Annotated in this window: 13 protein-coding genes and 1 pseudogene; 6 read left to right on the forward strand and 8 right to left on the reverse strand. The window is 72.7% G+C overall.

Annotated elements, in window-relative coordinates; translation table 11 throughout:
• From PATMI_RS37855 to PATMI_RS0106450, 7 genes and pseudogenes are all read right to left on the reverse strand, one after another.
• Window positions 1-407, reverse strand: a pseudogene (locus PATMI_RS37855) (hypothetical protein); the annotation flags it as partial.
• Window positions 408-846: 439 nt separating this feature from the next.
• A complete protein-coding gene (locus tag PATMI_RS0106425) occupies window positions 847-1,929 on the reverse strand; it encodes an Rv3169 family protein (protein ID WP_026910278.1) in 1,083 nt (360 codons plus the stop codon).
• Window positions 1,913-3,517, reverse strand: a complete 1,605-nt coding sequence (locus tag PATMI_RS27960; protein ID WP_051471134.1) for a pyruvate, phosphate dikinase — start codon at window positions 3,515-3,517, stop codon at window positions 1,913-1,915. The genes PATMI_RS0106425 and PATMI_RS27960 overlap by 17 nt, the downstream gene beginning before the upstream one ends.
• Window positions 3,517-5,823: a PEP-utilizing enzyme gene (locus PATMI_RS37860; RefSeq protein ID WP_036725365.1), complete on the reverse strand. Its 2,307-nt coding sequence runs from the start codon at window positions 5,821-5,823 to the stop codon at window positions 3,517-3,519. Before PATMI_RS37860 ends, PATMI_RS27960 begins: the two co-directional genes overlap by 1 nt.
• 26 nt (window positions 5,824-5,849) lie before the next feature.
• Window positions 5,850-6,665: an SDR family oxidoreductase gene (locus PATMI_RS27965; protein ID WP_051471135.1), complete on the reverse strand. Its 816-nt coding sequence runs from the start codon at window positions 6,663-6,665 to the stop codon at window positions 5,850-5,852.
• Window positions 6,658-8,076 carry an aldehyde dehydrogenase family protein gene (locus PATMI_RS0106445; protein ID WP_026910280.1) on the reverse strand — a complete coding sequence of 473 codons (1,419 nt, stop codon included), beginning with the start codon at window positions 8,074-8,076 and terminating at the stop codon, window positions 6,658-6,660. The genes PATMI_RS27965 and PATMI_RS0106445 overlap by 8 nt, the downstream gene beginning before the upstream one ends.
• A gap of 5 nt (window positions 8,077-8,081) precedes the next feature.
• On the reverse strand, window positions 8,082-9,308 hold the full coding sequence (locus PATMI_RS0106450; RefSeq protein WP_026910281.1) for a cytochrome P450: 1,227 nt from the start codon (window positions 9,306-9,308) through the stop codon (window positions 8,082-8,084).
• An 88-nt stretch (window positions 9,309-9,396) separates the two neighbouring features.
• Here PATMI_RS0106450 and PATMI_RS0106455 point away from each other — a divergent pair, with 88 nt between their 5' ends.
• On the forward strand, window positions 9,397-10,014 hold the full coding sequence (locus PATMI_RS0106455) for a TetR/AcrR family transcriptional regulator (protein ID WP_051471137.1): 618 nt from the start codon (window positions 9,397-9,399) through the stop codon (window positions 10,012-10,014).
• A 9-nt stretch (window positions 10,015-10,023) separates the two neighbouring features.
• Here PATMI_RS0106455 and PATMI_RS37865 read toward each other — a convergent pair whose 3' ends face one another.
• A complete protein-coding gene (locus PATMI_RS37865; protein WP_026910283.1) occupies window positions 10,024-10,425 on the reverse strand; it encodes a helix-turn-helix transcriptional regulator in 402 nt (133 codons plus the stop codon).
• Between the two features lie 232 nt (window positions 10,426-10,657).
• Between PATMI_RS37865 and PATMI_RS0106465 the strand changes: the two genes are divergently transcribed.
• The 5 genes from PATMI_RS0106465 to PATMI_RS0106490 all read left to right on the forward strand — a co-directional run bounded on the left by PATMI_RS0106465 (window position 10,658) and on the right by PATMI_RS0106490 (window position 16,376).
• Complete coding sequence (locus tag PATMI_RS0106465; RefSeq protein ID WP_026910284.1) at window positions 10,658-12,184, forward strand: CoA-acylating methylmalonate-semialdehyde dehydrogenase; 1,527 nt, start codon at window positions 10,658-10,660, stop codon at window positions 12,182-12,184.
• A gap of 39 nt (window positions 12,185-12,223) precedes the next feature.
• Window positions 12,224-13,387, forward strand: a complete 1,164-nt coding sequence (locus PATMI_RS0106470) for an acyl-CoA dehydrogenase family protein (protein ID WP_026910285.1) — start codon at window positions 12,224-12,226, stop codon at window positions 13,385-13,387.
• A gap of 162 nt (window positions 13,388-13,549) precedes the next feature.
• Entirely contained in the window at window positions 13,550-14,650 is a 1,101-nt protein-coding gene (locus PATMI_RS0106480; RefSeq protein WP_026910286.1) for an enoyl-CoA hydratase/isomerase family protein, read from the forward strand.
• Window positions 14,650-15,591, forward strand: a complete 942-nt coding sequence (gene mmsB / locus PATMI_RS0106485) for a 3-hydroxyisobutyrate dehydrogenase (protein WP_026910287.1) — start codon at window positions 14,650-14,652, stop codon at window positions 15,589-15,591. Before PATMI_RS0106480 ends, mmsB begins: the two co-directional genes overlap by 1 nt.
• Entirely contained in the window at window positions 15,588-16,376 is a 789-nt protein-coding gene (locus PATMI_RS0106490) for an enoyl-CoA hydratase (RefSeq protein ID WP_026910288.1), read from the forward strand. The genes mmsB and PATMI_RS0106490 overlap by 4 nt, the downstream gene beginning before the upstream one ends.
• Window positions 16,377-16,384 lie beyond the last annotated feature (8 nt).

Here is a 16,384-nt window from a genome sequence, read left to right on the forward strand (position 1 = left end):
AAGGTGGCCGGTGCGGGCGCGCGCGGGGCGACGGCGACCGGCGCGGGGACCGGCGATGCCGGACCGCGGTCCGGAGGTGCGCAGGACACGGGACGCGGCGCGGGCTCGCGGTCGACGAGCACGACGACGGGCTCGAGCCGGACCGGCTCGGGTGGGTCCGGGCCGACCGGCTCGGGAGGATCCGGATCGGGCACGGGGTCGAGTGGGTCGGACAGCTCGTCCGGGTCGGGCGGGACGGACTCGAGCGTCGGCTCGTCCGGGTCGGGCGGGTCGCGGACGGCCGACGGAGCCGGGACGGCGACGGACGCCTGAGGTTCGTCGCGGTCGGCTGCCGCGGCCCCCGCGTCCCGATCGACGTCCTCGTCCGAGGCAGCCGTCCGGTCGGTCTCGCGAACGGGGTCCGGCACCGGCGGGACGTCGAGCTCCGGCGCCGGCGCGATGGCGGTACCGGCCCGGACCGCCGGCGCCGCTTCGGCGGACCCGTCGGGGTGACGGGCGTGTGGTCGGACCCGTCGGGATGACGGTCCGGCCACCGAGGGCGCCGGCGGTGAGGTGGGTCCGCGTCGCCCGTTCGTGCACGATCCGCCAACGAGACTCCGGCCCCGATCGAGTGTCGGATCATGCAGCTCTGCGGTGCACGATCCGACACTCGATCGGGCGCGGACGTTCGCTGTCGGATCGTGCACGTTCGGCGGGCCTGCCTCCGCGCAGGCCCGCCGAACGGGCCTGCCGCAGATGGCCGACGCCGTGCCCTCGGGCCTCGCGTCGCCGCCCGCCGCCGCTCTGGCCGACCGGCGCCGCGCCTCGGGACGCCGCGCCGCGCCCCGCACCACCGGGGGCCCCGCCCTACTCCAACCCCAGCGGTCCGTACGGGCCGATGAACAGGTGCTCGAGGACACCCGTGCCCTGGTCCTCGGTGCCGGCCCCGCGGTCGCGGACCGCGACGTCGCACAGGACCTGGCGGTGCCAGCGGTGGGGCTCGTCGGGGGCCGGGTCGGTCAGGTCGAGGGCCTCGACGGCGACCTCGAGCTCGCCGTGGGGGAGGCCGTGCGACCAGACCGGGTGGCGGTAGCCGATGCCCTGCATCTCGAGGTGCATCCGCGGGGTGTAGACGAGCTCCAGGTCGGTGCCGTCGTCCGCCTCGATCTCGAGGGTGGCGCCGGAGATCCAGCGGGTCCCGCCCAGGAGCGTCGGGGTCATCGTGCCGTGGGCGTGGACGTGCTCCTCGGCGGTCGAGCCGTCCGGCACCAGCGTCGCGCGGGTGTTCCACGGCCGGCCGGCCCCGTCGGCGTTCTGGTGCCAGAACAGCGTCCGGTCACCGAGGCGCACCGGGGTCCACAGCCACGCGAACTGCGGCTGGATCGGCGGCTGGTACGCCTGGGTGTCCGGCGCGCCCGTCGGGCGGATCCCCCACGAGCGGTCTCGCAGGGCGAACGCGCCGCCGAGCTCGGTGCGGGTCCCGCCGACCGTGACCCAGCCCTCCGCGGTGCACGCCTGCGACAGCCGCGTGTAGTCCATGAACGTCCGCGGGCCGAAGCGGTGGACGAACCGGGGCTCCTCGATCGGGAAGTGCACGCCGGTGACGGTGAAGTCCGCGGCCAGGCCGTCCGTCTCGTCGACCGTCACGCGCAGCTTCCGGAGCGGCTCGACGATCTCGATCGCCACCGGCCCGACCCGCAGCGTCGCGCGGTCGCTGTGCAGGGTCTTCGACGCGTGCAGGCAGTGCTGCGTCCCGCCGTGGACGACGGTCAGGTGCGCGTCAGCGACGTTCAGGTGCGGGTACATCCCGAACGCGACGGCGACCATGACGTCCGACGCCGGGTCGAAGACCCCGAAGTACGACCGGTCGTAGAAGTTCCGGTCCGTCCCCGAGACCGCGATCGGCTCGGAGGTCTGATGGACGTGCCACTCGTCAGCCGCGGTGAGCATGCTGCCACTCCAGGAATCGCTTGATGGTGGGGTCGTCCTCGGCCTTCGACAGCGGCAGGGCGCCGCGGGCGACGAGGCCGCGGTCGCCGTCGACGGACAACGGGTCGCCGTCCTCGACGTCGAGGTCGCCGGTCCCGCAGACGGCCGGGCGGTCGAGCCCGCGCGCGACGACCGCGGCGTGGCTGGCCCGCCCGCCGCGACCGGTGACGACGGCGGCGGACGCCAGGAGCCCGGGCAGGTCGGCGGGCGCCGTGGTCGGGCGGACGAGGACGACGGTCTCGCCGGCCTCGGAGCGCTCCTGCGCCTCGCGGACCGAGGTCGCCGCGACGCCGACGACCGCACCCGGCGAGCACGCCAGGCCGCGGCCCAGGACGACGTCCGCCGGGGCCTCCTCCGCGAAGACGGGCGCGCACGCGGCCGTGACCTGCTCCTCGGTCACGCGCTCGACGGCCTCCTGCTCGGAGATCACGCCCTCGTCGGCGAACGCGACCGCGAGCCGCACCGCCGCCCGGCCCGACCGCTGACCGACGCGGGTCTGCAGGATCCAGAGCTCGCCCTGCTCGATCGTGAACTCGATGTCGCAGAGGTCGCGCGCGTCCTGCTCGAGGACGTCGCAGACCGACTGCAGGCCGTCGGCGACCGCGGGCAGCCGCTCGCCCAGGTCGGCGAGCGGCAGGGTGTCGCGCTCGCCGGCGACGACGTCCTCGCCCTGGGCGTCGAACAGCACATCGCCGTACGCGCCGGCCGCGCCGGTCGCCGGGTCGCGGGTGAAGCAGACGCCGCTCCCGGAGTCCTCGCCGCGGTTGCCGAAGACCATCCGCTGCACGACGACCGCGGTGCCCATGTCCTCGTCGATCCCCTTGTGCCGCCGGTACGCCGCGGCACGCGGGGAGTTCCAGGACCGGAACACCGCGGCGATCGACTCCAGCAGCTGGCCGCGGGCGTCCGGGAACCCGCCCAGCCCGGCCGCCTCGCCCTCGGTCTCGATCAGGCGGAAGATCGCGGTGCAGCGGTCCTCGGCGGTCGCACCGGACGGCAGGTCGAGGAGCGCGTCCTCGACGACGCCGCCGGAGATCCCGCGGACCGTCGTCGCGAAGCCGTGCAGCAGGCGCTCGAACGACGACGACGCGAACGATGCGTCGCCCGTCTCCTCGCGGAGCGCCGCCGCACCGTCGGCGGTCAGGCCGACGTTCAGGATCGTGTCCATCATCCCCGGCATCGAGACGGGGGCGCCCGAGCGGACCGACAGGAGCAGCGGTGCGGCGTCGTCGCCGAATCGCCGGCCCGCGCCCTCCTCGAGCGCGGCCAGCCGGGCGTCGACCTCGGCGATCAGCGCCTCGGGCAGCTCGCCTCCGCCGGTGACCTCACGGCCGCACGGCGTGCCGAGGACGAACCCCGGCGGGACGGGCAGCCCGAGGCCGACCATCTTCACGAGGCCCGCGCCCTTGCCGCCGAGCAGCGCGGGGTCGGGGTCCGGTGCGTCGTCGAACGCCCAGGTGAGCTGGGTGCCCCCGCCGTCGGGTGCGGTCGGGGTGGCGTGGTCGGCCCCGGAGCCCGCGGCCCCGGGGGTGGTCGCGGAGTCGGCCATCAGTACGACCCCTCCTCCTCGCGCGAGATCCCGAGCGTCTGCAGGAAGTCCTCGTGCAGCTCCATCCAGACGGTGTGGAGCGAGTCGAGCTTCACGCTCGTGACCCAGTCGAACTCGCCGGCCTCGACCTTCGCGAGCGCCGCCTTCAGTCGAGCGTCGTAGCCGCCGAACCGCGGCAGCTGTTCGGTCGTGCGGCGCAGCACCGGCTCGACGCGGCCGACGAGGTCGGCGAGCTCGCCGGTCAGCGCCCAGCGGCCGTCCTCGTCGGTCGACTGCCAGCGCGAGTTCAGCGCCTTGAACGGGCCGTTGGCGGCGAGGAAGCGCTCGTACACGGGCTGGATCGCCTCGCGGTCGAGCGTCTTCTGCTCGGCGGCGAGGAGCTCCGCGTGCTTCGCGGTGCCCTGCTCGGTCAGCATCCAGCCCACCGGCGTCTCCGTCGCCAGCCCGGCGGACGCGAGCACCGCGGTGTCGCCGGGCGGGTCGACGACCGAGCCGCGCAGCGCCAGGGTGTGGAGGTCGGCGAGCTCGACGTCGACGAACGCGCCCTCCGGCAGCGCCGGGAAGCCGGTGCCCGTGATGAAGAGCTTGCCGACGAGCTGCACGCCGATCCCGTCGCGGACGAGCGGGTAGTACGCCTGCGAGGCGACCTCGTCCCACTCCCAGAAGTCGTGGTCGCTCTGGAGCTCCTCCCAGACCCCGGCGGCGCGGGCGACGGCGCCGACGAACTCGCCGTAGTAGACCTGCGCGCCGCAGTTGATCTTGTCCCGCGGCGACATCGACGCGATGCGGCGGTAGAGCTTGTCCGTCGCCGGCTTGCAGCGATCGAGGACGGAGCGCATCTCGTCCTCGTCGATCAGCCGGATCTCCGACGCGGGGGTGTCCCACGTCTCGCGGACGTAGACCGAGGCGGACACCAGGTGCTTGAGGTAGTTGCCCGGCTTCGTGAACAGCGTGCCGCCGTCCATCAGGGCCAGGTCCAGCTCCTCGCCCTTCGTGTCGAAGACCATCGCCTGCGTGAGGCAGTGCGGCAGGTCCTCCGCCACGTCGTGCCAGTGGTACATCGGGTCGTGCAGGAAGTGGTCGCGGACGATCATGAACCGGCCGTCGCCCAGGTCGTACGGGCCGGTGTCGTTCAGGCCGCTGCGGTTGTCGAAGTGCAGGAGGAAGCCGAGCATCTCCGTCGCCGCGTTGAAGCTGTTGAAGAGCTTCCGGCGCTCGGGGTCCTCCACGGACACCTGGTCGCCCTCGAAGCGGTCGAGCCACGCCTGGTCGAGCATCGGGGCGCGGTAGCCCTTCATCGACGTGAACATGTCGCCCGAGCCCCAGAGGCCCTTGTAGAGGCGGCGCATGAACTGGAGCAGGACGCGGGTGTCCTCGGCCCGCGCGTCGGTCGGCGCGATGCCGAGCTCGCCGAGGATCGCGCGACCGAACATCGGCGTGAAGCCCGCGCACCAGGTGTGGAGCAGGTTGACCTTGTTGGCCGGCTCGTGGCGCGGGATCTCGCCGATCCTCACGACGCCGTCGACGCCGATCCGGTCGAGGATCAGCCGGTAGAAGTCCGGGTAGCGCTGCCACTGCTGCACGCAGCCGAAGCACTCGTACTCCTGCCGCGGGATCAGGCCGGACTCGCCCTCCGTGGCGCGCGCCGCGAGGAAGTCCCAGATGTTCCACGCCATGTAGCGCTGGAGCTCGTTGGCCTCGGTGACCGAGAGCTCGCGCTCCACGTTCTCGTCGGTGAGCTGCAGGACGTCGGTCGTGAACGGCGCGCGGATCTGCTGGTCGCCCTCGGAGCCGTGCGGGACCGTGCCCTCGAAGTTCGCGAGGAGGACGGCGATCTGCTCGGCCATCGCGGCGGCCTCGGCGTCCGCGTCGGTCGGCTCCGGCGGGGGCGTGTCGTCGACGGGCGCGCCGGGCTCGGCGAGCACGCGGCCCTCCTTCGTCGCGACGTCGAGGCGCAGCCGGACGCCGTCGGCGGGGATGACCTCGCCGCGGTCCGAGCGCACGCCGCTCGTGAACGCCACGCCCATGACGCACGGGATGCCGTACTCGCGGGAGAGGATCCCGAGGTGGCTCTCCGGGTGGCCCTGCAGCGTCACGACGCCCTTGACCCCCGACGTCAGCGCGGGGGTGAGGAACGTCGTCGTGCCCCCGCGCGCCAGGACGATCGTGTCCTGCACCGCGTCGCCGGCGACGAAGTCGATCACCGCCTGCGGACTGTCGAGGAACACCACGGGCCCCTCGACCGTCGCGTCGTCCTCGAAGACGCTGATGCCGGTGCCGACCTCGGTGTACTCCGCCGTCTCCATCTCGATCTCTCTCCTCGTGCTCCGTGTCAGTCCCGGATGCCCAGCAGCCCGCCGTCGACCGGGATGTCGACGGCGTTGATCCACGTCGCCTCCTGCGAGAGCAGGAAGGCGATCAGGGGCGCGTTGTCGCCCGGACGGCCGTGCCGCCCGACGATCGCCACGGCGGCCGCCATGCGGTCCGCGCCCATCGTCTCCTCGAAGTCGCCGAGGATCGGCGTCTCCGTCGGCCCCGGCGAGACGCTGAGCGCCCGCACCCCGCGCGCCACCCCGGCGCGCGCCTGGCGCCTGGTCAGCGCGAGCAGGGCCTTCTTCGTGAAGTCGTAGGTCGCCGTGCCGTCGAGCCCGTGGGCCGCGACGAGCGCCGGGACGTCCTCGTCGGTCGCGTCCAGCACCGCGGCGACGTCCTCGTCGGTGCGGTCGCTGCGCTGCGCGGCGACCGAGGCGACGTTGACGATCGCTCCGCCCGGGGCGATCCGCGGCAGCAGCGCGGCCCCGAGCCGGCGGGGAGCGAGCAGGTTGACCGCGACGATCCGCTCCGCCGGGTGCGTTCCCGGGACACCGGCCACCGACGCGATGCCGGCGATCCGCCCGGGCAGGCGCGCCACGGCGTCGTCGATCGCGGCGGGATCGCTCAGGTCGCAGGCGCGCAGGTCGACGCCATCGGGCCCGACGGCGCGAAGGTCCAGGCCGATGACCGGGATCCCGCGCGCGACGAGGAGCGCCGCGACGGCCGCGCCGATGCCGGACGCGCAGCCGGTCACGACGACGGGGTCGACGATCCGGGCGGCGCCGCCCGTGTCGGACTCCTCGGTCCTGCCGGTCGGGGAGGTCGGGTCAAACACCGAGCACCGCCTTGGTCTCCACGAACTCCTCGAGGCCGAAGCGCCCGAGCTCACGTCCCAGGCCGCTCAGGCCGTAGCCGCCGAACGGCGCGCCGAGCGTCTGCCGGGCGCCGACGCCGCCGACCTTCACCTGCCCCGCCCGCAGGCGGCCGGCCACCCGCCGGGCCCGCTCGGGGTCCCCCGTGAAGAGCTCGGCCGACAGCCCGTAGTCCGTGGCGTTGGCCAGGCGGACGGCGTCGTCCTCGTCGTCGTACGCGACCACGCAGAGCACCGGGCCGAAGAGCTCCTCGCCGTGGACCCGCATCTCGGCGGTCACGTCCGCCAGGACGGTCGGGGCGACCCAGAAGCCGTGGTCGGGGACGCCGTCGGGCGGTGCGCTGCCGCCGTGGACGACGCGCGCGCCCTCCGCGACGGCACCGTCGATCGCGGCGCGGATCCGGTCGCGCGCGGCGGCCGAGATCACCGGGCCCATCGTGGTGCCCTCGGCGGTCGCCGGCCCGACGACGAGCCCCGCCGCCGCGTCGACCGCGATCGCCAGCGCGTCGTCGAGTCGCTCCCGCGGGACGAGCAGGCGCGTCGGCGCGTTGCAGGCCTGACCGCTGTTGAAGCAGCAGCGCTCCGTGGTGTGGCGGACGGCGTGCTCGAGGTCGGCGTCGTCCAGGACGACGGACGGCGACTTGCCGCCGAGCTCGAGGCACGCCCGCTTGATGGCCTCGCCCGTGATCGCGCCCACGCGCCGTCCGGCGGCCACCGAGCCGGTCAGCGACACGACGTCGACGTCCGGATGCCGGACCAGGGCTTCGCCCGTGACCGGGCCGGTGCCGTGGACGACGACGAGGACGCCCTCGGGCAGCCCGGCCTCGCGGGCGGCCTCCTCGAGCAGATCGATCGTCAGCGGCGCGAGCTCGCTCGGCTTCAGCACGACGGTGCAGCCGACCGCGATCGCCGGCCCGATCTTCGCGGCGATCTGGTGCAGCGGGAAGTTCCAGGGCGTGATCGCCGCGACCACGCCGGCGGGCTCCCGGAGGATCGTCGCGCCGCCCTCCTCGGCGGCGAACGGGAACGTGCGCGCGGCCTCGACGGTCGCGCGGAGCACGCCGACGGGCAGCGCCGCCTGGACCGCGACGGCCTGCGCGAGCGGCATGCCCATCTCGCGGGCGAGCGACCGGCCGATCGGCTCGGCGCGTGTCTCCAGCGAGTCGGCCAGCGCCGTGAGTCGCGCGAGGCGGTCGTCGAGCGCGGTGGCCGCCCAGCCCGGCTGCGCGGCACGGGCGGCACGGACCGCGGCGTCGACCCCGGCGGGCCCGGCCTCGGTCACGTGCCCGACGACCTCCTCGGTGCTCGGGTCGACGACCTCGATCGTCCGCCCGGCGTCCGGGTCGGCGACGCCCGCGGTTCCCGGCTGCGCCACGTCGATCACCCGTGCGCCCCCACCGGGCAGCCCGACGCCGAGCGCACCGCGACCGGCAGCTTCTTGATGCCGCGGAAGAAGTTCGAGCGCAGGCGCTCGGGGGTCCCCAGGACCTCGATCGTCAGGTCGCGGCGGACGAGCTCCTCGAGCAGGATCTCGCCCTCGAGCCGCGCCAGGTGCGACCCGATGCAGAAGTGCGGGCCGCGCCCGAAGCCGAGGTGCTTGTTCGGGGTCCGGTCGAGGATCAGGCGGTCGGGGTCGTCGAAGACGCGCTCGTCCCGGTTGGCCGACGTGAACCACAGGACGACCTTGTCGCCCTCCTTGATCTGCTTCCCGTGGAGCTCGACGTCGCGCGTGGCCGTCCGCCGCATGCAGACGATGGGGGAGACCATCCGCACGACCTCCTCGATCGCCTGGCGCGGGGTGACGAGCCCGGCCTTCAGCCGCTCGCGCTCCTCCGGGTGCTGGTGCAGGAGCAACGCAGCCCCGGTCATCATGTTGCGCGTCGTCTCGTTGCCGGCGACGAGCATCACGAGGTAGTAGGGGTCGAGCTCGTCGCGCTGCAGGCGCTGCCCGTCGACCTCGCCCTGCACGAGGACGCTGATCAGGTCCTCCTGCGGCGCGGCGCGCCGGGCCTCGGTGAGCTCGTGGAAGTAGTCGAAGACCTCGTGGCGGACGCGCTCGACGACCGCGGGGTCCGCGCCGTAGTCGGGGTCCGACTGGCCCGACATCACGTTTGTCCACTCGAGCAGCCGGTGGACGTCCTCCTTCGGCGCGCCGAGCATGGTGCCGAAGACGAGGATCGGGATCTGCATCGTCGCGGTGGCGACGAGGTCCGTCGTGCCGGCGGCGACCAGCGCGTCGAGGTGCTCGGTGACGACCTCGCGGGCCCGCGGCTCCATCCGGGAGACGCCCTCGCGGGTGAACTCGCTGGTGAGCAGGTTGCGCAGCAGCTTGTGGCGCGGCGGGTCCATGTTGTGGATCGACGGCTTGCCGTGCCCCTCGGCGCGGCGGCTCTCGATCTGCGTGCCCTGCGCGCTCGAGAACGTCTGCCAGTCCCCGGCGACCGCCTTGATGTCCTCGTACCTCGTGAGCGACCAGAACCCAGGGCCGTTCGCCTCGTCGTTCCAGTGGCACGGGTCCTCGTCGCGCAGGCGACGGAAGAGCGCCCCGTCCTCGCCGGCGACGAAGGGGTCCAGGTCCATGAGATCGATGTCCGACGCCTGCTGCACCGCGGCTCCCTCGGGCGGTTTGCGATTGCGAATTCACATTCGCATTTTCTGTGACGCCTGTCAAACTGATCTCGTGGACGCTCCACCGGTGACCTCCGCAGCACCTGCGACCGGCAACGCCCGGGGCCGCGCATCGCGTGCCCGGCTGCTCGACGCCGCCGCCGAGTGCTTCGGGGAGCGCGGCTACGCCGCCACCCGGATCGCGGACATCACGGCCGCCGCGGGCATGTCGCCGGCGAGCTTCTACCGGCACTTCCCGGACAAGGACGCGATCCTGCTGGAGGCGCTCGAGGGCCCGCTGGGGCTGCTCCTGGAGGCGACGGGTCCGCTGACGGAGGGCAGCTCCGTCGACCCGGAGGCGATCGTCGCGCGCAACACGGAGTTCTTCCGCGTCTACGCCCGGCACCGCGACGTCTTCCGCGTCCTGCGCGAGCTCGCGGCCGGCCACGAGCCGGGTCTCGACGCCGTCTGGCTGGACGTCCGTCGCGGCTACGTCGACCGCATCGAGCGGTGGCTGCGGCGCCTGCAGGACCAGGGCGCGCTGCAGACCTCCGACGTCGCGATCCTGGCCGACGCGCTCGGGGGCGTCCTGGACCAGCTCGCCTACACGCGCCTGGCGCTCCGCCCGACTCCGCCGACGGACGAGGAGATCGAGGCGCTCGGGCGGGTCTCCGCGGAGATCTGGTCGCGGACGCTCGGGGGGTAGGACTCCCGCCTACAGGTACCCGTGCGCCCGCCCGGCCGTCACGGCGTCCTCGCGCGTCGAGACGTCGAGGCACCGGTAGATCCGCTGCACGTGGGTCTTGACCGTGTTGGGGGAGAGGTGGAGCTTCATCGCGATCTGGCCCCGCGAGAGGGTGCTCGGGAGGAGCGCGAGGACCCGGTGCTCCGCGGCGGTCAGCCGCGGCGGGGCGGGGAACGCGTCGGGGGCCGGGGCCACGGAGGCGTCGGCGACCTGGGCGGTCAGCGCCTCGAGCTGGTCCTGGACCTCCCGTAGTCGCCGCTCGAGGATCCGGGCGCTGCGCAGGAGCGACGCGTGGCTGCGGTTGCTGATGCGCGGTGCCGTCGCGTGGCGGTGATCGTCGAGCGCGGTCGCGCGGTCGGCCTGCCGGGACATGCGGACACGGTACCGCGCGGCGCCGGCGCCGATCCACCGTCCGGTGTGACCGCTCCACCTGCCGTCCGGGAGGGCGCGGCGGTGCCGACGACGCGATGCGGATGGCCACACCCGCCACAAGCAGGCGGTTTGCCGATAGTCGGACTTCCTCCTATACTCGGCCTCGTGCCTCCGCACGACGGAGGTGCGTATCCGTGCGCCCGCTGCGCAACTCCCGGGAAAGGTCCCCGACATGAGCTCCATCGCCACCGTCATCCCGCACTTCGTCGGCGGTGCCCGCCTCGAGGGCACGTCCGATCGCTTCGCCGACGTCTTCGACCCGTCCACCGGTCAGGTCCAGGCGCAGGTCGCGCTGGCCTCGAAGGCCGAGGTCGACGCCGCGATCAAGAACGCCGAGGAGGCGCAGCCGGCCTGGGCCGCGCAGAACCCGCAGAAGCGCGCGCGGATCCTCAACAAGTTCATCAACCTGATCAACGAGAACGGCCAGGAGCTCGCCGAGCTGCTCTCGTCCGAGCACGGCAAGACGGTCCCGGACGCCAAGGGCGACATCCAGCGCGGCGTCGAGGTCGCGGAGTTCGCCACCGGCATCGCCCACCTGCTCAAGGGCGAGTACACCGACGCCGCCGGCACGGGCATCGACGTCTACTCGATGCGCCAGCCGCTCGGCGTCGTCGCCGGCATCACGCCCTTCAACTTCCCGGCGATGATCCCGCTGTGGAAGCTCGCCCCGGCCATCGCCGCCGGCAACGCCTTCATCCTCAAGCCGTCCGAGCGCGACCCCTCCGTGCCGCTGCGCCTCGCCGAGCTCGCGCTCGAGGCCGGGCTGCCCGCCGGCATCCTGAACGTCGTCAACGGCGACAAGGAGGCCGTCGACGCGATCCTGGACTCCGAGATCATCAAGGCCGTCGGCTTCGTCGGCTCGACCCCGATCGCGCAGTACATCTACACGCGGGCGGCCGAGACCGGCAAGCGGGCGCAGTGCTTCGGCGGCGCGAAGAACCACGCGATCATCATGCCCGACGCCGATCTCGACGAGGTCGTCGACGCCCTCGTCGGCGCGGCGTACGGCTCGGCCGGCGAGCGCTGCATGGCGATCTCCGTCGCCGTCCCGGTCGGCAAGGACACCGCCGACCGCCTGATCGCGGCCTTGAAGCCCAAGGTCGAGGCCCTCCGCATCGGCGCGCCGACGGACCCGAACGTCGACTACGGCCCGCTCGTCACGCAGGCCGCCAAGGACCGCGTCCTCGAGTACATCCAGATCGGCAAGGACGAGGGCGCCGAGCTCGTCGTCGACGGCCGCGAGGGCAAGGTCGAGGGCGACGAGAACGGCTTCTACGTGGCCGGCACCCTGTTCGACCACGTCAAGCCCGAGCACCGCATCTACAAGGAGGAGATCTTCGGCCCCGCGCTGATGGTCATCCGCGCGGACGACTTCGAGCACGCCCTGTCGCTGCCGTCCGAGCACGACTACGGCAACGGCGCCGCGATCTTCACCCGCGACGGCCACACCGCCCGCGAGTTCGCCCGCCGCATCGACACCGGCATGATCGGCATCAACGTGCCGATCCCCGTGCCGATCGCGTACCACACGTTCGGCGGCTGGAAGAAGTCCGGCTTCGGCGACCTCAACCAGCACGGCCCCGACTCGATCCGCTTCTACACGAAGACGAAGACCGTCACGCAGCGCTGGCCCAAGCCCGCCTCGGACGACGACTCCACCGCGGGTGGCTCGCACTTCGTCATCCCGACGATGAACTAGCGGCCCGCCCGCCCGGACGACGACAGCACGAGGAGCACCATGTCCACGGTCAGTGGCACCGCCCCCTTCCACCTCGACGACGACCAGCGCGAGATCGCGGCGATGGCGCGGCAGTTCGCCGACGACCGGATCGCCCCGGGCGCGGTCGAGTGGGACGAGGAGAAGCACCTGCCCGTGGACGTGCTCCGCGAGGCCGCGGAGCTCGGGCTCGGCGCGATCTACTGCGACGAGGAGTTCGGCGGGTCCGGGATGACCCGCCTGGACTCCGCGCTGATCTTCGAGGCGCTCGGCACCGGCTGTCCGACGATCGCCGCCTACACCTCGATCCACAACATGGCGACGTGGATGATCGACACGTTCGGCGACGACGAGCAGCGGGCGAAGTGGATCCCGGGCCTCGCGTCGATGGAGACGCTCGGCGCGTACTGCCTGACCGAGGCCGGTGCCGGCTCCGACGCCGCGGGCCTCGCCACGACGGCGCGGCTCGACGGGGACCACTACGTCCTCAACGGTGCCAAGCAGTTCATCTCCGGCGCCGGCGTCGCCGGGGTCTACGTGATCATGGCCCGCACCGGCGACAAGGGCCCGAAGGGCATCACCGCCTTCGTCGTCGAGGACGGCACCGAGGGCCTGTCGTTCGGCAAGCAGGAGCACAAGATGGGCTGGCGCGCCCAGCCCACCGCGTCGGTCAACCTCGACGACTGCCGGGTGCCGGTCGCCAACCGCCTCGGCGAGGAGGGCGGCGGCTTCCGGATCGCGATGGCCGGCCTCGACGGCGGTCGCCTGAACATCGCCGCCTGCTCCATGGGCGGCGCGCAGTCGGCCCTCGAGAAGACCATCCAGTACGTCGGCGAGCGCGAGCAGTTCGGCCAGCCGATCGGCCGCTTCCAGAGCATCCAGTTCTCGATCGCCGACATGGCGACCGAGCTCGAGATGGCTCGCACGTTCCTCTGGCGCGCGGCCTCGGCGCTGGACGCGAAGGACCCGGACAAGACGCGCCTCTGCGCGATGGCCAAGCGCACCGTCACCGACATCACGATCGAGGTCGCGGACAAGGCGCTGCAGCTGCACGGCGGCTACGGCTACCTCAGCGAGTACGGCCTCGAGAAGATCGTCCGCGACCTCCGCGCCCACCAGATCATCGAGGGCACCAACGAGGTCATGCGCGTCATCGTGGCGCGCGACATCATGGGCCGCGTCTGATGACGACGGGGATGATCAACAGGTCGCCCACCCGAACCCCCGACGACGTCGCGCGCGTCATCGTGGCGCGCGACATCATGGGCCGCGTCTGAGCAGTTCCCCGCCGCGGGCGCTCGCGCCCGCGGCACTCATCGTCGTTCCCCTTCCTGTTAGGACTCCTGCATGAGCCTGCGGACCCCGCCCGCCACCGAGCCCGATGCCGAGGACACCGACGTCCTCGTCCGCAAGGACAACGCGCTCGGCCGGATCACCCTGAACCGGCCGAAGTCGATCAACGCCCTGAGCCTGGAGATGGTCCGCCAGATCCAGGTCGGGCTCGACCGCTTCGAGGATGACCCGTCGATCGAGATCGTCCTCCTGGACGGTGCCGGCGACCGCGGCTTCTGCGCCGGTGGCGACATCATCGCCCTGTCGGACTCCGCGAAGCAGGGCACCGACGACGCCCGCGTCTTCTGGACGGAGGAGTACGTCCTGAACGCGCGGATCGCGAACTTCCCCAAGCCCGTCGTCGCGATCATGGACGGCGTCGTCATGGGTGGCGGCATCGGGCTCGCCGGCCACGCCAGCCACCGCATCGCGACCGAGCGGCTCGTCTCGGCGATGCCCGAGGTCGGCATCGGCTTCTCGCCCGACGTCGGCGGCACCTGGCTGCTGTCGCGCCAGGAGGGTGAGCTCGGCACGCACCTCGCGCTGACCGGTGCCCGCATCGGTGCCCGCGACGCCGTCGCCGCCGGCCTGGCGGACCGCATCATCGCGTCGTCCGCCGTCGAGGAGCTCGTCTCCGAGCTCGCGACCGGCGACCTCGAGGGCGCGCTCGACACCGCCGAGGAGGTCGACGTCGAGATCCCCGACGGCAACCTCGCCGAGGGCCGGCAGTGGATCGCCGCCTGCTACGCGCACGACACCGCCGAGGAGATCGTCGCCGCCCTGCAGGCCCGGACCGAGAAGGCCGCGAAGGTCTCGGCGCTCGGCATCCTCTCCAAGTCGCCGACGTCGGTGAAGGTCGCGCTGCGCGGCCTCCGCGCCGCGCGCGACATGGCCTCCCTCGAGGACGCCCTGCAGCAGGAGCTGCGGATCTCGGTCGGCTTCCTGGCGCACCCCGACTTCGTCGAGGGCGTCCGGGCACAGGTCATCGACAAGGACCGCAAGCCGCAGTGGAGCCCCGCGAAGCTCGAGGAGGTCGACGACGCGACCGTCGAGGGCTTCTTCGCCTCCCTGGGTGAGCACGACCTGGATCTCGACACGGACGGAGCGCGCAGCTGATGAGCACGGACAAGACCCCCGCAGACACGACGATCGGGTTCGTCGGCCTCGGCCACATGGGCGGGCCGATGGCGATCAACCTCGCCAAGGCCGGCTACACGGTCCACGGCTTCGACCTGGTCCCGGAGGCCGTCGAGAAGGCGAAGGCCGAGGGCGTGATCCCGGTCGACTCGGTCGCCGCGGCCGCGACCGGCGCCGACGTCGTGATCACGTCGCTGCCCAACGGCGGCCTCGTGAAGAAGGTCTACGACGGCGCCGAGGGCGTCCTCGCGAACGCGACGAAGGGCGCGCTCCTCATCGACACGTCGACGATCGACGTCGACGAGGCCCGCGCGTCCGCCACCGACGCCGAGGCCGCGGGCCTCACGCACCTCGACGCCCCCGTCTCCGGCGGCGTCGTCGGCGCGACGAACGGCACGCTCGCGTTCATGGTCGGCGGGCGGGACGACGTCTTCGCCGCCGCCGCGCCGTACTTCGACGTGATGGGCGCCAAGGCCGTCCACTGCGGCGCGTCCGGTGCCGGCCAGGCCGTGAAGCTCTGCAACAACATGCTGCTGGCGATCCACCAGATCGGCGTCGGCGAGGCCTTCGCGCTGGCCGAGAAGCTCGGCGTGCAGGACCAGGTCTTCTACGACGTCGCGTCCGCGGCCACCGGCACCTGCTGGGCCCTGAACGTCAACTGTCCGGTCCCGGGCCCCGTGCCGGCGAGCCCCGCCAACCGGGACTACTCGGGCGGCTTCGCGGTCGGCCTGATGAACAAGGACCTCGGCCTGGCGCTCGCCGCCGTCGAGAAGAACGGCGTGCACGCCGAGCTCGGCAAGGCCGCCGGCCAGATCTACTCGTCGCTGAACGAGACCGACGCGGCGACGAAGGACTTCTCCGTCGTCTACACCCAGATCGCCGAGAAGTCCGGCGTCGTCAAGGGCGGGAGCGCCGCATGAGCACCACCGAGAGCACCTACGAGACCGTCCTCCTCGAGCGACACGACCGCGTCGCGCTCGTCACGCTGAACCGCCCGAAGGCGCTGAACGCGCTGTCGCTGCAGGTCATGGAGGAGATCACCGCTCTCCTGACCGAGCTCGACACGGACCCGGGCGTCGGCGCGATCGTCATCACCGGCTCGGCCAAGGCGTTCGCCGCCGGTGCCGACATCAAGGAGATGGCGCCGCAGTCCTACATGGACATGTACGCCGCGGACTGGTTCGCCGGCTGGGACGCCATCCAGCGCGTCCGCACCCCGATCGTCACCGCCGTCGCGGGCTACGCCCTGGGCGGCGGCTGCGAGCTGGCGATGATGGGCGACGTCCTCCTCGCGGCCGACACCGCGGTCTTCGGGCAGCCGGAGATCAAGCTCGGCGTCATGCCGGGCATGGGCGGCTCGCAGCGCCTGACCCGCGCCGTCGGCAAGGCGAAGGCCATGGAGCTCTGCCTGACCGGTCGCAACATGAAGGCCGAGGAGGCCGAGCGCGCCGGCCTGGTCTCGCGCATCGTCCCCGCCGACGACCTGATCGAGGACGCGCTGAAGACCGCCGCGACCATCGCCGGGATGAGCAAGCCGATCGCGCAGATGACGAAGGAGACCGTCAACCGCGCGCAGGAGGTCTCGCTCGCCGAGGGCCTCCTCTTCGAGCGCCGCGTCTTCCACGCGATGTTCGCGACGAACGACCAGAAGGAAGGCATGGCCGCCTTCGTCGAGAAGCGCAAGGCGGAGTTCGAGAACAAGTGAGGACCGCG

Source organism: Patulibacter minatonensis DSM 18081 (genome assembly GCF_000519325.1).
Classification (GTDB): Bacteria; Actinomycetota; Thermoleophilia; order Solirubrobacterales; family Solirubrobacteraceae; genus Patulibacter; species Patulibacter minatonensis.

Bases quoted from the DNA above. Each gene is read 5' to 3' on its own strand.
- PATMI_RS0106425 (WP_026910278.1), bottom strand. From the start codon at position 1,929: ATGCTCACCGCGGCTGACGAGTGGCACGTCCATCAGACCTCCGAGCCG.
- PATMI_RS27960 (WP_051471134.1), bottom strand. From the start codon at position 3,517: ATGGCCGACTCCGCGACCACCCCCGGGGCCGCGGGCTCCGGGGCCGAC.
- PATMI_RS37860 (WP_036725365.1), bottom strand. From the start codon at position 5,823: ATGGAGACGGCGGAGTACACCGAGGTCGGCACCGGCATCAGCGTCTTC.
- PATMI_RS37865 (WP_026910283.1), bottom strand. From the start codon at position 10,425: ATGTCCCGGCAGGCCGACCGCGCGACCGCGCTCGACGATCACCGCCAC.
- PATMI_RS0106465 (WP_026910284.1), top strand. From the start codon at position 10,658: ATGAGCTCCATCGCCACCGTCATCCCGCACTTCGTCGGCGGTGCCCGC.
- PATMI_RS0106470 (WP_026910285.1), top strand. From the start codon at position 12,224: ATGTCCACGGTCAGTGGCACCGCCCCCTTCCACCTCGACGACGACCAG.
- PATMI_RS0106480 (WP_026910286.1), top strand. From the start codon at position 13,550: ATGAGCCTGCGGACCCCGCCCGCCACCGAGCCCGATGCCGAGGACACC.
- mmsB (WP_026910287.1), top strand. From the start codon at position 14,650: ATGAGCACGGACAAGACCCCCGCAGACACGACGATCGGGTTCGTCGGC.
- PATMI_RS0106490 (WP_026910288.1), top strand. From the start codon at position 15,588: ATGAGCACCACCGAGAGCACCTACGAGACCGTCCTCCTCGAGCGACAC.